The organism is Cedecea neteri, assembly GCF_000757825.1.
In the GTDB taxonomy this organism is placed as follows: Bacteria; Pseudomonadota; Gammaproteobacteria; order Enterobacterales; family Enterobacteriaceae; genus Cedecea; species Cedecea selenatireducens.
On record NZ_CP009451.1, the window covers coordinates 2,469,482 to 2,484,302 of the forward strand.

At 52.6% G+C, this 14,821-nt stretch carries 13 protein-coding genes and 1 pseudogene; 3 read left to right on the top strand and 11 right to left on the bottom strand.

Annotated elements, in window-relative coordinates; genetic code table 11:
• Position 1: 1 nt before the first annotated feature.
• The 8 genes and pseudogenes from rffA to trxA all read right to left on the bottom strand — a co-directional run bounded on the left by rffA (position 2) and on the right by trxA (position 8,617).
• A complete protein-coding gene (gene rffA / locus JT31_RS11415; protein ID WP_038476923.1) occupies positions 2–1,132 on the bottom strand; it encodes a dTDP-4-amino-4,6-dideoxygalactose transaminase in 1,131 nt (376 codons plus the stop codon).
• A 4-nt stretch (positions 1,133–1,136) separates the two neighbouring features.
• Positions 1,137–1,814 (bottom strand): dTDP-4-amino-4,6-dideoxy-D-galactose acyltransferase, encoded by a 678-nt coding sequence (gene rffC, locus JT31_RS11420; RefSeq protein WP_038476926.1) that lies wholly within the window; start codon positions 1,812–1,814, stop codon positions 1,137–1,139.
• Positions 1,815–1,820: 6 nt separating this feature from the next.
• On the bottom strand, positions 1,821–3,083 hold the full coding sequence (gene wecC / locus JT31_RS11425; RefSeq protein ID WP_038476930.1) for a UDP-N-acetyl-D-mannosamine dehydrogenase: 1,263 nt from the start codon (positions 3,081–3,083) through the stop codon (positions 1,821–1,823).
• On the bottom strand, positions 3,080–4,210 hold the full coding sequence (wecB, locus tag JT31_RS11430; RefSeq protein ID WP_038483036.1) for a non-hydrolyzing UDP-N-acetylglucosamine 2-epimerase: 1,131 nt from the start codon (positions 4,208–4,210) through the stop codon (positions 3,080–3,082). The genes wecC and wecB overlap by 4 nt, the downstream gene beginning before the upstream one ends.
• A gap of 61 nt (positions 4,211–4,271) precedes the next feature.
• Entirely contained in the window at positions 4,272–5,318 is a 1,047-nt protein-coding gene (gene wzzE, locus JT31_RS11435; protein WP_038476933.1) for an ECA polysaccharide chain length modulation protein, read from the bottom strand.
• Positions 5,319–5,340: 22 nt separating this feature from the next.
• Positions 5,341–6,431 (bottom strand): annotated as a pseudogene (gene wecA, locus JT31_RS11440) (UDP-N-acetylglucosamine--undecaprenyl-phosphate N-acetylglucosaminephosphotransferase).
• A gap of 235 nt (positions 6,432–6,666) precedes the next feature.
• Complete coding sequence (rho, locus tag JT31_RS11445; RefSeq protein WP_008455558.1) at positions 6,667–7,926, bottom strand: transcription termination factor Rho; 1,260 nt, start codon at positions 7,924–7,926, stop codon at positions 6,667–6,669.
• A gap of 361 nt (positions 7,927–8,287) precedes the next feature.
• Positions 8,288–8,617, bottom strand: a complete 330-nt coding sequence (gene trxA, locus JT31_RS11450) for a thioredoxin TrxA (protein WP_038476936.1) — start codon at positions 8,615–8,617, stop codon at positions 8,288–8,290.
• Between the two features lie 131 nt (positions 8,618–8,748).
• Between trxA and rhlB the strand changes: the two genes are divergently transcribed.
• On the top strand, positions 8,749–10,017 hold the full coding sequence (gene rhlB, locus JT31_RS11455; protein ID WP_038476939.1) for an ATP-dependent RNA helicase RhlB: 1,269 nt from the start codon (positions 8,749–8,751) through the stop codon (positions 10,015–10,017).
• Between the two features lie 6 nt (positions 10,018–10,023).
• Entirely contained in the window at positions 10,024–11,508 is a 1,485-nt protein-coding gene (gene gppA, locus JT31_RS11460) for a guanosine-5'-triphosphate,3'-diphosphate diphosphatase (protein ID WP_038476942.1), read from the top strand.
• Between the two features lies 1 nt (position 11,509).
• On the opposite strand, the gene rep is transcribed toward gppA, so the two are convergent.
• Complete coding sequence (rep, locus tag JT31_RS11465) at positions 11,510–13,531, bottom strand: DNA helicase Rep (RefSeq protein ID WP_038476945.1); 2,022 nt, start codon at positions 13,529–13,531, stop codon at positions 11,510–11,512.
• Between the two features lie 83 nt (positions 13,532–13,614).
• On the opposite strand from rep, the gene ppiC reads away from it, so the two are divergent.
• Positions 13,615–13,896, top strand: a complete 282-nt coding sequence (gene ppiC / locus JT31_RS11470) for a peptidylprolyl isomerase PpiC (RefSeq protein WP_008455569.1) — start codon at positions 13,615–13,617, stop codon at positions 13,894–13,896.
• Positions 13,897–13,931: 35 nt separating this feature from the next.
• Here ppiC and JT31_RS11475 read toward each other — a convergent pair whose 3' ends face one another.
• A complete protein-coding gene (locus tag JT31_RS11475) occupies positions 13,932–14,309 on the bottom strand; it encodes a hypothetical protein (protein ID WP_038476948.1) in 378 nt (125 codons plus the stop codon).
• On the bottom strand, positions 14,306–14,746 hold the full coding sequence (locus JT31_RS11480; protein WP_038476951.1) for an Rrf2 family transcriptional regulator: 441 nt from the start codon (positions 14,744–14,746) through the stop codon (positions 14,306–14,308). Before JT31_RS11480 ends, JT31_RS11475 begins: the two co-directional genes overlap by 4 nt.
• Between the last annotated feature and the right edge of the window lie 75 nt (positions 14,747–14,821).

A 14,821-nucleotide genomic window follows, 5' to 3' on the forward strand; every position in this document is an offset into this window, starting at 1 on the left:
ATCAGGCGAAGTAGCTTTGCAGCGTATTGATGACGGTGCGTTGGTTCACCGGCGACAGGTTATAGAACAGCGGCAGGCGAAGCAGGCGCTCGCTTTCGCGGGTCGTGAAGCGGTCTTCCCCGTGGAAGCGACCAAACTTCTCACCCGCCGGGCAGGCATGCAGCGGAATATAGTGGAACACCGCCATGATCTCCGCCTCTTTCAGGTATGAAATCAGCGCGCTGCGGTCTTCAATATCGCGCAGTTTGATGTAAAACATATGGGCGTTCTGCACGCAGTTTTCAGGGATAGCCGGCAGCTCTATGCGCCCGGCTTTTGCCAACGGTGCAAGGGCATCATGATAGGTTTGCCACAGCTTCAGGCGCTGCTGGTTAATCTTCTCTGCCGCCTCAAGCTGTGCCCAAAGATAAGCGGCCTGCAAATCTGCCATCAGGTAGCTTGAACCGATATCACGCCAGGTATACTTATCCACCTGCCCACGGAAGAATTGGCTGCGGTTGGTGCCTTTTTCACGAACGATTTCCGCACGCTCAATCAGCGCAGGATCGTTAACCAGCGTCGCGCCACCCTCACCGCCCGCGGTGTAGTTTTTGGTTTCATGAAAACTAAAACAACCGATGTGCCCAATAGAACCTAACGCACGGCCTTTATAAGTGGACATCACACCCTGCGCGGCATCTTCCACCACGAAAAGGTTATGTTTTTTCGCGATAGCCATAATGACGTCCATTTCACAGGCTACGCCCGCGTAATGCACCGGCACGATGGCGCGTGTTTTTTCAGTGATAGCCGCTTCAATTTTGGTTTCGTCGATGTTCATGGTGTCAGGACGCACGTCCACAAACACAATGACCGCCCCCCGAAGCACGAAAGCATTAGCCGTCGAAACAAAGGTGTAGCTCGGCATAATCACTTCATCGCCAGGCTTGATATCCAGCAGGATAGCGGCCATTTCCAGCGACGCGGTACAGGACGGCGTGAGCAGAACTTTCTTGCTGCCAAAACGCTGTTCCATCCACTGCTGGCAGCGGCGGGTGAAACCACCGTCTCCGCACAGTTTGCCGCTGCCCATGGCAGCCTGCATGTATTCGAGTTCTGTACCGACGACCGGCGGAGCGTTAAATGGGATCATTTTTTCACCTGTATAACCAGAAGGCGGTGCTTTCTATCGTGGCACCGCTTTTAATATAGCGACGCAGCGCGGCGGTATTGCTCACCTGAGTCGCCACACGCAGGGTTTGCAAGCCACGCTGTATACACCAGTCTTGTGCCGCAGCCATCAGTTCTTCACCTACGCCTCGCCCTGCAAGCAGGCCAATTCGGGCCTCGACGTCATTGAGCTGCCGCAAGGTCACAAAGCCCTGATTCTCGCCGCAACGTTTGAGCAGCAGGCACTGATGATCAAAGGTGCCGAGCACGGCATTTTCAATCCACTGGGCGTAGAAACGGCCACTGTCGCCGTCCTTGTACCACGGTGTGCGAAAACGACTTTGCGTAAAGACCTGCGAGGCCGCCAGGCGAAGCGCGGGAATATCTTCGGGCTGCGCGATATCGACAGAAATAACTGCATTTTGCGTGCCAGTAGTAAGCGCCAGGTCAACTTCGCCTTCAACAAGCTGGAAACCAAATCGCTGAAGGCCATCCAGCCAGTCGGTACGATGCGTTGGAATTTTGGCCTGGACCCTGGACCAGTCACGTAGCTGTTCTTCCCGCAGCGCAGGAGCGTCTTCAGAAAAACGGACCGCGCTGCTGTTCACCTCAAAGAAGCGGTTTTCCCAGTCCAGCGGAGCCAGGGTTGCCTTAATCAGGCTCATCGCCGCTTACCGCCAAACGCCTTTGGTGTCGATAATCCACGGCTGACGCACGTTCTCAGCAGGAATAGCCTTAAACTCTTTATGATCGACCAGCATGACCAGCACGTCGGCCTTCTCAAGCGCGGCATCCACAGAAGTGAGTTCGCAGCGATCGGCCAGTTTCGTCGGCAGCGAGTGAATGTTCGGTTCAACGACTAGCGTTTTACCGCTATGCCATTCGGCCAGCAGTTCAGCAATTTCCATTGCCGGGCTTTCGCGTAAGTCGTCGATATTGGGCTTAAAGGCGAGGCCAAAGCAGGCAATCGTTAATTCACTGGCACGGCGGCCTGTTTCAGAAAGGCAGTCGGCAATTGCGGCTTTAACCTGGCTAATCACCCACAACGGCTTGCCGTCATTGACCTCACGAGCGGTGCGAATAAGGCGAGCTTGCTCAGGGTTCTGCGAAACGATAAACCATGGGTCTACCGCGATGCAGTGCCCTCCGACGCCCGGCCCCGGCTGCAGAACATTTACGCGAGGATGGCGATTGGCGAGACGAATCAGTTCCCAGACATTGATCCCCTGATCGGCACAGATCAGCGATAATTCATTGGCGAACGCGATGTTAACGTCGCGGAAGCTGTTTTCCGTCAGCTTGCACATTTCGGCGGTGCGGGCGTTGGTGATAACGCATTCCCCTTCAAGAAAAATGCTGTAAAGCTCGCTGGCACGTGTGGAACAGACAGGCGTCATGCCGCCAACAACGCGATCGTTTTTAATCAGCTCAACCATGACCTGACCCGGTAAAACTCGCTCAGGGCAATAGGCGATATTGATATCCGCCTGTTCTCCCACCTGGTGAGGGAAGCTCAAATCCGGGCGCAGGGCAGCCAGCCACTCGGCCATTTGCTCGGTCGCGCCAACGGGAGAGGTCGACTCCAGCACCACCAGGGCGCCTTTTTTGAGCACCGGGGCAATGGACTCTGCGGCAGCTTTCACATAAACCATGTCCGGTTCATGATCGCCTTTAAAAGGAGTTGGTACGGCAATCAGATAAGCATCAGCCTCAACGGGCTGTACGGTAGCGCTCAGGAATCCATCCTCAACGGCGGATTTCACCACTTTATCTAAATCAGGTTCGACAATGTGAATTTCACCACGATTAATGGTGTCCACCGCCCGCTGATTAATATCCACACCGATGACTTTCCGTTGACGGGAAGCAAATGCGGCAGCGGTTGGTAAGCCGATATAGCCAAGGCCAATGACGGAGATGGTGGAAAAATTCATAATTTCACCTGATTTTGTTTTAAGGCATTCAAAATTCGGCTGCAAGCCTCGCCGTCACCGTAAGGGTTATGGGCGCGGCTCATCGCATTATATTCTTGCTCATCACGGAGCAGTCGAGTGACTTCTGCCACGATTTTCTCTTCATCCGTCCCCACCAGGCGCACGGTCCCTGCAGCAACGGCTTCAGGACGCTCGGTAGTTTCACGCATCACCAAAACGGGCTTACCAAGGGAAGGGGCCTCTTCCTGGATTCCGCCGGAATCAGTCAGGATAAGCCAGGCATGATTCATGAGATAAACGAACGGCAGGTATTCCTGCGGCTCAATCAGAATCACGTTATCGACATGCCCCAGAATACGTCTGACTGGCTCACTGACGTTTGGATTCAGATGAACCGGATACACTATCTGCACATCGCTGTTTTGGCTGGCGATTTTTGCCAGTGCATGGCAAATACGTTCGAAACCATCGCCAAAGCTTTCCCGGCGGTGGCCGGTGACCAGAATCATTTTTTTACTGGCATCAAGGAAGGGGTGGCGGGCCTCAATGTCCTGACGCACAGAATCCTGAGCCAGGACGCGATCGCGTACGGAGATCAACGCGTCGATAACGGTATTGCCGGTGACGAAGATTTTTTGCTCGCTGATGTTTTCTTTTAGTAGATTCTGGCGCGAGTTTTCCGTTGGCGCGAAATGCCAGGAAGCAAGGTGTCCGGTTAAGGTACGGTTTGCTTCCTCCGGCCATGGAGAATAAAGATCGCCGGTGCGTAAGCCCGCCTCAACGTGGCCGACGGGGATCCGCTGGTAGAAAGCGGCAAGGCTGGCCGCAACGGTTGTGGTGGTATCGCCATGGACCAGAACGACATCCGGCTTAAAGGATTCCAGCACTGGCTTAAGCCCTTCCAGAATGCGGCAGGTAATTTCCGTCAAGCCCTGCCCCGGTTTCATAATATTTAAGTCGTAGTCTGGCGTAATGGAAAAGAGGTGTAATACCTGATCCAGCATCTCGCGATGCTGTGCCGTTACACATACTTTCGCGTCAAAAAACGCGTCTTTTGCCAACGCATCCACCAACGGGGCCATTTTTATAGCCTCCGGGCGCGTGCCAAAAACTGTTAATACTTTCACGGTGATTCTCTTATATTGAATTAGGTGGAGGCATTCCATCGCTCCTCCACCAGTAAAGGGCTTACGCGGCCTTTGGACGGCGAGCTAAGGCTACGCCAGCACCGATAAGCGCCCCAACCGCACCCCACATAATCAGCAAGAATGCACGACGAGGACTGTCGCGCTTCACCGGCTCTTCTGGCGTGCGTAAATAGCGATAAGTTTGGAAACGAGTGTCGACCGTCGGCCCAACGTTTAACGTGTTTAACATCGCCCGATTCTGATCGTAGTCGATATCAAAATCAGGGCCGACGGCCTGAAGGCTTTCCAGCCTCGCCTGTAACATAGGGCGGCCCAGCATAAACATTTCTGAATCAGGAAGCTCTTCAGCGGGAACATTCGTTTCACTGCGGGTAATGTTTTGCTGTTGAGCGATTTTCAGCGCCTGCTCAACGCTTTTTATTTTGCGATCGTAAATGGACTGCGCAACGGCTTCCTGCCTTTTTACCTGTGCTTTCAGCTGGATGGTGCGTGCCGCCCAGGCGCCCGTGAGTTCTTCATTAAGATGGCTGGCCGCACGCTGGCTCGCAAAAGCAACATATTGACGCAGAAGGTTATTGGCGTCCGCGGCGGTTTCAGCAACCAGCTTAACGCTATCACTGATATTGCGAGCGCTGTCGCCAGAGGTGTACTGGATGTTATCGACAATTTCATCCAACAGCGCGGCATCGACTTTACTGTTCCCCACCTGACGCTGCTTGTAGTAATCCGTCTGTAGCCAAAAATCCCTGCGGGTGTCATAGGCCGAGAGCTGTACGACGAACTCTTTATAGGCTTCGTCCATCACCGAAGGCTGATCGGCCGTCGCCATATTGGATTTAACATCGAGGTTGCGCAGGAACTGCTGCTGGGAATAGTAGCCCCCCAACATATTAACCGTTGGGCGGTCAGTGATCGCCGTTGAACTCCACTCTTGTTTCGCTAAAAATGTATAAATCAGCGCAATAAGGGCAAATACAAAGGCAATTCCGATAATCCAGAATTTGCCCTGCCACAGCGTGCGAAACAAACCACGAATATCCAGCTCGTTTTCTACTGCCGGGTAACTGCCTGGCACGTTGTCTTTCATCGCTTCCCCAATTCAAGTCAGACTAGATGTTTACGTTGTTGTTTCTGCGAATGCGACGTTTATGGCGTCTGATAAAGCGAGCGACTTTCCAGGCTCGTTTAATACAAAAATCGTATAGTACAAATGCAAGCAAGAACAATGCCAACATTACCCACTCAGGGATAAAGTGCAGATATTCAGCGGCAACGCCAACGGCAGCAAGCAGCGCTGCGGCAAGCGTAATCAGGACAAAGGCCTGCCGAGAAGTAAAACCAGCCCGCATGATCAAATGATGAATGTGCTGGCGGTCTGGAGAGAATGGACTCATACCCTTACGTAAACGACGATACATAATTGCAATCATATCCATCAGGGGAATCGCAATGATCCATAGCGCAGTCACTGGGCTTATTGGGTGTGTTTGTCCCTGAGTCGTCTCCAGCAGGATCCAGATAATCGTAAAACCGATTAACGTACTGCCGGCATCCCCCATAAAGACTTTATAGCGACGTCCAAGCACACCCAGGTTAAGAAGGATGTATGGCAAGATGGCAACGATCATCGCAAAACACCACATCGCGAGACTGTACTGACCATCAAAGAATAGAATAATACCAATCGCAGCAAACGAAACGGATGAGAGTCCCCCAGCAGACCATCAATCCCATCAACCATATTGAATGCGTTGATCGCCGCCCACACGGCAAACAGCGTCAGGAAATAGCCAAAGGGGCCTAGTACCAGTTCCCATGAACCAAATATATAGCCCAAACTACTAAGATGCAGATTGCCATAGAACATCATTACGATGCCAATAAGTGCCTGTATTGACGCTCGAATCTTCACTCTTACATCAAAACGGTCATCAAGTGCACCGATCAGAACAAGCACGCCCGCGCAGGTTAAATAAAGCCAGCCGTGTGGGATGTAGTACTTTCCGAGGATGAAAGAAAAGCAAATACCAGCGTAAACAGAGATCCCACCAACCAGGGGAATCAACCCTTGGTGACGTTTACGGAAATTCGGTTTATCAACAAGGCCGATTCTCTTCGCTACCTTACGAGCAATGAATAGAAAGGCGGTAGTAAAGATGAAAATTAGTAGTAAGTCAGTTCCGGCGGTGACTAAATTCACAGTGAAAGGTCTCTGCAAGATTTATGGGCAAAGTCAGCATAGTAGAAATATGCAACTGTCCCGAAGAGATTAAACATAATTCCTCCCTGAACAAACTGTTAGCGATGGACTGCTTCCATGGCAAAAGGAATTTTGAAAAGATAACGATAGCGAATACATTCATCGTATGTATATCGTATCTAGCAGAAAAGAAAAACGCCACGACTAAGCGTGGCGTTCCCCGAGTTTTTGTTGCTTACGAGCGCTTCATCATGTCGAAGAAGTCATCGTTGGTTTTGGTCATCGCCAACTTATTGATGAGGAATTCCATGGCATCAATTTCGCCCATCGGGTGAATGATTTTGCGCAGGATCCACATTTTCTGCAGCTCTTCCTGGGTAGTAAGCAGCTCTTCTTTACGGGTACCGGAACGGTTGTAGTCGATTGCCGGGAAGACGCGTTTTTCCGCGATCTTACGGGACAGGTGCAGTTCCATGTTACCGGTGCCTTTAAACTCTTCGTAGATAACTTCATCCATTTTAGAGCCGGTATCGATAAGCGCGGTGGCGATAATGGTCAGGCTACCGCCTTCTTCCACGTTACGTGCAGCACCGAAGAAGCGTTTTGGACGGTGCAGGGCGTTTGCGTCCACACCACCGGTCAGTACTTTACCGGAAGCCGGTACTACGGTGTTGTAGGCACGCGCCAGACGAGTGATGGAGTCGAGCAGGATGATAACGTCTTTCTTGTGCTCAACCAGACGTTTCGCCTTCTCAATAACCATTTCGGCGACCTGCACGTGGCGGGAAGCTGGCTCGTCAAAGGTAGAGGCAACCACTTCACCCTTAACCAGACGCTGCATCTCGGTCACTTCTTCCGGACGTTCGTCGATCAGCAGTACCATCAGTACGCAATCAGGGTGGTTGTAGGCGATGCTCTGAGCGATGTTCTGCAACAGCATGGTTTTACCGGCTTTTGGCGGTGCCACGATAAGGCCACGCTGACCACGGCCGATTGGCGATGCCAGATCGAGTACGCGAGCGGTTAAATCTTCGGTAGAACCGTTACCACGCTCCATACGCAGACGAGAGTTTGCGTGCAGCGGGGTTAAGTTTTCGAACAGGATCTTGCTACGGGCGTTTTCCGGCTTGTCGTAGTTAACTTCGTTAACCTTCAGCAGCGCAAAGTAGCGTTCGCCTTCTTTCGGCGGACGAATCTTACCGGAGATGGTATCCCCTGTGCGAAGGTTGAAACGGCGGATTTGGCTGGGAGAAACGTAGATGTCATCGGGACCGGCGAGGTAGGAGCTGTCTGCAGAGCGGAGGAAACCAAATCCATCCTGCAGTATCTCCAGCACACCGTCACCAAAGATATCTTCGCCACTCTTAGCGTGTTGCTTCAGGATGGAGAAAATGATGTCCTGCTTGCGCATGCGGGCTTGGTTTTCCAGCCCCATATTTTCGCCGAGAGTAATCAGCTCAGAAACCGGCGTATTCTTTAATTCGGTAAGATTCATAATGGTGGGTTCTTAAACTCGGGGGAAATCTCGAACTTAGTTTCGTGAATGGTATGGCAGGGTCATCCGTGCCTGTTTAATGGCTACCACACATGTCCGATCGCTGCCTGGTCATAGGAAATACGCAGAACTGAAACGACAAGACGGAATGGGTGATAAGCCCGAATTCGGTTATGCGTCCGTTGTGATTGCTGTAAAAGAGAGTGTATTTGACAGCGAACGGGAAGCATTAAGGTAATACAAAGATTCAAACTTAAGGGCAAGTTCAAAGCGAAGTCATAGGTAACTTAGCATGTGTGATGCCGGGCGTCCAGCAGCTCGCAAAAAAATGCAAGTGTGGCACGCGCCGGCTGAGATTCCATTATGCCAGATTAGCGTCGAGGAACTCTTTTAACTGACCTTTAGACAGCGCACCCACTTTGGTCGCCGCGACTTCGCCGTTTTTGAACAGCAGCAGGGTTGGGATACCGCGGATGCCGTATTTAGGCGCAGTGCCCGGGTTCTGGTCGATGTTCAGCTTAGCTACGGTGATTTTGCCCTGATATTCATCAGCGATCTCGTCAAGAATCGGGGCGATCATTTTGCATGGACCACACCATTCTGCCCAGAAATCAACCAGAATCAACCCTTCAGCTTTAAGCACGTCCGTGTCGAAACTGCCGTCAGTCAGGTGAATAATTTTATCGCTCATGTTCTACTCCGCAGGATTGTGTCTACCTTGTTGGTGTAGCATTAACCAACTTGGGGTGACTTTATTTCACCCGGTTTATTTCAACGGATGTGCTTTCGTAAAGCAATAGTAAACTGATATTCTACCACACTATGAGCAAAACACATTTGACCGAAAAGAAGTTTTCCGACTTCGCCCTGCACCCTAAGGTGATTGAAGCCCTTGAAAATAAAGGGTTCCATAACTGCACCCCAATTCAGGCACTGGCACTTCCGCTGACTCTGGCGAATCGTGACGTTGCAGGGCAGGCGCAAACCGGTACAGGCAAAACGATGGCGTTTCTGACGTCCACGTTCCATTATTTACTTTCTCACCCGGTTCCTGAGAACCGCCAGGTGAATCAGCCGCGCGCTTTGATTATGGCGCCAACCCGCGAGTTAGCGGTACAGATTCACTCGGATGCAGAACCGCTAGCGCAGGCAACAGGCCTGAAGCTTGGCCTTGCCTACGGCGGCGACGGCTATGATAAACAGCTGAAAGTGCTGGAAAGCGGCGTAGATATTTTGATTGGCACCACCGGTCGTTTGATCGATTACGCCAAACAAAACCACATTAACTTAGGTGCCATTCAGGTTGTGGTACTGGATGAAGCCGACCGCATGTACGACCTCGGCTTCATTAAAGACATTCGCTGGCTGTTCCGCCGCATGCCGCCGGTCACCCAACGTCTGAACATGCTGTTCTCTGCGACCCTTTCCTACCGCGTACGTGAGCTTGCTTTCGAGCAGATGAACAATGCGGAATATGTAGAAGTTGAACCGGAACAGAGAACCGGCCACCGTATTAAAGAAGAGCTTTTCTACCCTTCTAACGAAGAGAAAATGCGTCTGCTGCAAACGCTTATCGAAGAAGAATGGCCAGACCGCGCCATCATCTTCGCAAACACCAAACACCGCTGTGAAGATATTTGGGGTCATCTGGCCGCTGACGGTCATCGCGTTGGGCTGTTAACGGGTGATGTCGCACAGAAGAAACGCCTGCGTATCCTGGAAGAGTTTACCCGTGGCGATCTGGATATTCTGGTTGCAACCGACGTTGCGGCTCGCGGCCTGCATATTCCGGCTGTAACCCACGTCTTTAACTACGATCTGCCTGACGATTGCGAAGATTACGTTCACCGTATTGGCCGTACAGGCCGTGCCGGGGCAAGCGGTCACTCGATCAGCCTCGCCTGTGAAGATTACGCGCTGAACTTATCGGCGATTGAAACCTATATTGGCCACTCAATTCCGGTGAGCAAATATAACCCTGAAGCATTGTTAAATGAGTTCCCACCGCCAAAACGCCTGACCCGTAGCCGCCCAGGCAACGGTCCACGCCGCGGTGGTGCTCCTCGTGGTAATCGTCGTCGCGCAGGTTAAAAATCTATGCTTAGCACCACCTCACTCTATGCAGCAATTGATCTCGGTTCTAACAGTTTTCATATGTTGGTTGTGCGTGAGGTGGCGGGAAGCATACAAACCCTAACCCGCATTAAGCGAAAAGTTCGCCTCGCTGCTGGCCTAAACAGCGAGAGCGTACTCTCCCCGGAAGCAATGGAGCGCGGCTGGCAATGCCTGCGCTTATTTGCTGAACGCCTTCAGGATATTCCTCAGAACCAAATTCGCGTTGTGGCTACAGCCACGCTGCGTCTCGCCGTCAATGCCGATGTTTTTCTGCAGAAAGCCCAGCAAATCCTCGGCTGCCCGGTACAGGTTATTCGCGGTGAAGAGGAAGCCCGCCTGATTTATCAGGGCGTCGCCCACACAACCGGCGGAGACGATCGACGTCTGGTGGTGGATATTGGGGGGGCGAGTACCGAGCTGGTGACCGGCACCGGCGCACAAACCACCTCATTATTCAGCCTTTCAATGGGTTGCGTCACCTGGCTGGAGCGTTTCTTCAGCGACAGAAATCTCGCTCAGGAAAACTTTGCTGCGGCAGAGGCTGCAGCAGCAGAAGTCCTCAGCCCGGTGATTAACGAGCTGAAAAGCCACGGCTGGAAAATCTGTGTGGGTGCTTCGGGTACCGTGCAGGCGCTGCAGGAAATCATGATGGCGCAGGGGATGGACGAACGTATCACCCTCGCAAAACTCCAGCAGCTAAAACAGCGCGCTATTCAGTGTGGCCGCCTGGAAGAGCTGGAAATTGAAGGCCTCACGCTGGAACGTGCGCTGGTTTTCCCAAGCGGTCTTGCCATTCTAATCGCCATATTCGAACAGCTCGGCATTGAATGTATGACGCTTGCCGGCGGTGCGCTGCGTGAGGGATTGGTCTACGGCATGTTGCATCTTGCGGTTGACCAGGAGATTCGCCAGAGGACGCTGCGCAACGTTCAGCGCCGCTTTATGGTGGACACCAGCCAGGCCGCTCGCGTGGAACAACTGGCACAGAATTTTGCAACACAAATAGCGGAGCCGTGGGGGCTTGACCCGCTTAGCCAGCAAATGCTGGCGAGCAGCGCACTGCTGCATGAAATTGGGTTGAGCATTGACTTCAAGCATGCGCCGCAGCATGCGGCCTATCTGGTAAAAAATCTGGATTTGCCGGGCTACACGCCAGCGCAGAAAAAGTTGCTGGCAACGCTGCTGCTCAACCAGACCAACCCTGTCGATCTCTCTTCCCTGCACCAGCAAAACGCGGTGCCGCCGCGTGTGGCAGAAAGGCTTTGCCGCCTGTTACGCCTGGCAATTATTTTTGCAAACCGCCGCCGGGACGACATTCTTCCCGTGATTAAGCTGCAGGCGGACGGTGAAACTCTGCATCTGGAATTACCGGAGACCTGGCTGGCCTGCCACCCGCTAGGTGCCGAGCTGCTGGAACAGGAAAAACTCTGGCAGAGTTACGTTCACTGGCCGCTAAGCGTCAACTGAACTAGTTTTTACGTGCTTTTGCCAGCATTTCGCGGATGTTGGCCACATTACTCTGCCCTTTTTGCATCCGCTCTTCGGCAGAAACCACCTTCCGCTCGGTTTCCCAGCTTAAATCATCCTGCGGCAACTCCAGCAGGAACCGGCTAGGTTCAGGCCGCACCAGCTCGCCGTACTGGCGACGCTCCCGGCAAAGCGTGAACGTCAGCTCTTTCTGAGCTCGGGTGATCCCTACATACGCCAGACGGCGTTCTTCATCCACGTTATCTTCGTCGATGCTGCTTTGGTGTGGCAGGATCCCTTCTTCCATGCCGACGAGGTAGACATAAGGGAACTCCAGCCCCTTAGAAGCATGCAGGGTCATCAGCTGAACCTGATCGGCCTCTTCCTCGCTTTCCCCGCGCTCCATCATGTCGCGCAGCGTAAAGCGCGTCACCACCTGCGTTAAGGTCATCGGCTCATCCAGATCGCTGCCTTCAAGCATTTCCGTCATCCAGCTAAAGAGCTGATTAACGTTTTTCATGCGCATTTCCGCAGCTTTCGGGCTGGGTGACGTTTCGTAAAGCCAGCTTTCATAGTCGATGCCGTGGATAAGGTCACGCACCGCAGCCACCGGCTCACGTTCAGCAAGCGTTGCTACGTCCCGCAGCCAGTGGGTAAAACGCTGCAGTGAGTCAAGGCCGCGCCCGCTAAGCGTCTGGCTTAGCCCCATATCGAAGCTGGCGGTAAACAAACCTTTATTGCGCTGCATCGCCCACTCGCCAAGCTTTTGCAGCGTTGCCGGGCCAATCTCGCGCTTGGGCGTGTTCACTATGCGCAGAAAGGCACTGTCGTCATCCGGATTCGTTAACACGCGCAGGTAGGCAAGCAGATCTTTGATTTCCGGGCGGGAGAAGAAAGATGTGCCGCCGGAGATACGATACGGGATGCGGTTTTGCATCAGCATCTTTTCGAACACTCGCGACTGGTGGTTACCGCGATACAGAATGGCGTAATCTTTGTAGTTGGTTTTATTGATAAAATGGTGAGCAATAAGCTCCCCGGTGACGCGTTCGGCCTCATGCTCTTCATGATTCGCCGTAACCACTTTTAATTCCGCGCCGTGCTCCAGCTCGGAAAAAAGACGTTTCTCAAAAACGTGTGGGTTGTTGGCAATCAGAATGTTTGCCGCATTCAAAATACGACGGGATGAGCGGTAGTTCTGCTCGAGCTTAATCACCTGCAGCGCCGGAAAATCTTTGCTCAGCAGCACCAGGTTCTGCGGATTCGCCCCACGCCAGGAATAGATAGACTGGTCATCGTCGCCTACAACGGTAAAACGCGCCCGCGCACCAACAAGCAGTTTCACCAGTTCGTACTGGCTGGTGTTGGTATCCTGGTATTCATCCACCAGCAGATAGCGGATGCGGTTTTGCCAGCGTTCGCGAACCTCAGCATTGCGCTGCAGCAGGAGCGTTGGCAGCAAAATAAGATCGTCAAAGTCCAGTACATTACAGGACTTAAGGTGCGTATCGTAAAGGCCATAGCAATGAGCAAAAATACGATCCCGCTCGCCCTTCGCCTGCGCGGCGGCCTGAGCCGGAGACAGCAAACCGTTCTTCCAGTTAGAAATCGTCGAAATCAGCTGCTGGAGAAGCACTTTGTCGTTTTCCAGCAGCCCCTCGGTTAGCTCTTTTAACAACGCGGTCTGATCGGTATCGTCGAACAGCGAAAAATTAGATTTCATCCCTAGCGCCGCGTACTCGCGCTTGATGATTTCCAGCCCCAGCGTGTGGAATGTAGAAATCATCAGCCCACGCGCTTCTTTACGTCCCAGCGTTTGCGAGACGCGCTCTTTCATTTCGCGGGCGGCCTTATTGGTAAAAGTTACCGCCGCAATCTGGCGCGCCTGATAGCCACTTTCGCGGATCAGATGTGCAATTTTATTGGTGATTACGCGCGTTTTACCCGAACCAGCCCCGGCCAATACCAGGCAGGGTCCGGTGACAAATTCGACGGCTTGTTGTTGGCCAGGGTTTAAACGCATATGGTCACTCAATGAAAGTCAGGAGGGGACAAAAACAGCGTGGTAGTATAGCGAGCGTAATCAACATGACTCAAGGCACTATCATGGCAAAAACCGCAGCAGCACTGCATATCCTTGTAAAGGAAGAAAAACTGGCTCTGGACCTTCTGGAGCAGCTGAAAAACGGCGGCGACTTCGAGAAACTGGCGAAGAAGCACTCTACCTGCCCGTCCGGCAAAAAAGGCGGCCACTTAGGTGAATTCCGCCAGGGCCAGATGGTTCCTGCATTTGATAAAGTGGTGTTCTCCTGCCCGCTGCTGGAGCCTTACGGCCCGCTGCATACCCAGTTCGGCTACCACATCATCAAAGTGCTGTACCGCAACTGAGTTTAAGGCCGGGTTCCCGGCCTTTTCTTTACTCTTTATTTCGTCGACTGCAAAGTTTGCTGAGCTTCATGCTTCAGCAAATGCGTGCCGACCGCCATCTGGAACACTTTAAAAATAATGCCGTTCACGAAGGTGGTTAGCGTGAGGGTAACAAACGCCGTCATTATCCAGTCAATCACCGGCATCCCGCTGTGCAGCAAATACGGGCGGTAAATCAGCATACCGGCAAACACCACCCAGTGGCTCAGGCAATAGAAGCATTGGAAGAGATGGCCCAGCATCGCGTTCTTTTTCACCGTCCAGCGGCGTAAACCGGCAAACAGTTCCGTTTGCGTGATGGTCATCGAAATGCTGGCGGCGGCCAGCGCGATCATCAGACAGACCGGCAGGTCGGTAGTTAAAGTAGAAATCATGCCTCGTGCCCCTTTTCGTTGAAATAGCTAATAAATTCGCTGCCTATATCCTGCAACGTCAGGCGCTTAAAGCGTGCCAGCACCAGCTCTTCGGCCGCCGCAAAGGTATCGGACATCACTCGGTTTACCCCCTGCTCCACCAGGCACTGCGGGTTTTCATTGCGATTACCTAGCGCAAACAGGCCGGGTGAACCCAACGCCAGATAGATATCCAGCAACGTAACCTCGCTGGCAGGACGGCAAAGCTTCCAGCCGCCGTGATGGCCCTTGGTCGAGCAGACGATTTTGTTCTCGCGCAGGCCGGCAAGCACTTTACGAATAAACGCCGGATTACCGTCAATAAAAGCGGCCATTTGTTCCGAGGTTAGCGGTTTGTCCATCTGCTCCAGGTGAAGCAGAATGTGCAGCGTAGCTGAGAAGGAGTTGTTTGTTTTCATGTAACTTACAATATTACATAAAAAGAAAAGCGGCAAGACGACGGGCAAAAAAAAAGGCGCCTGAGCGCCTTTTTC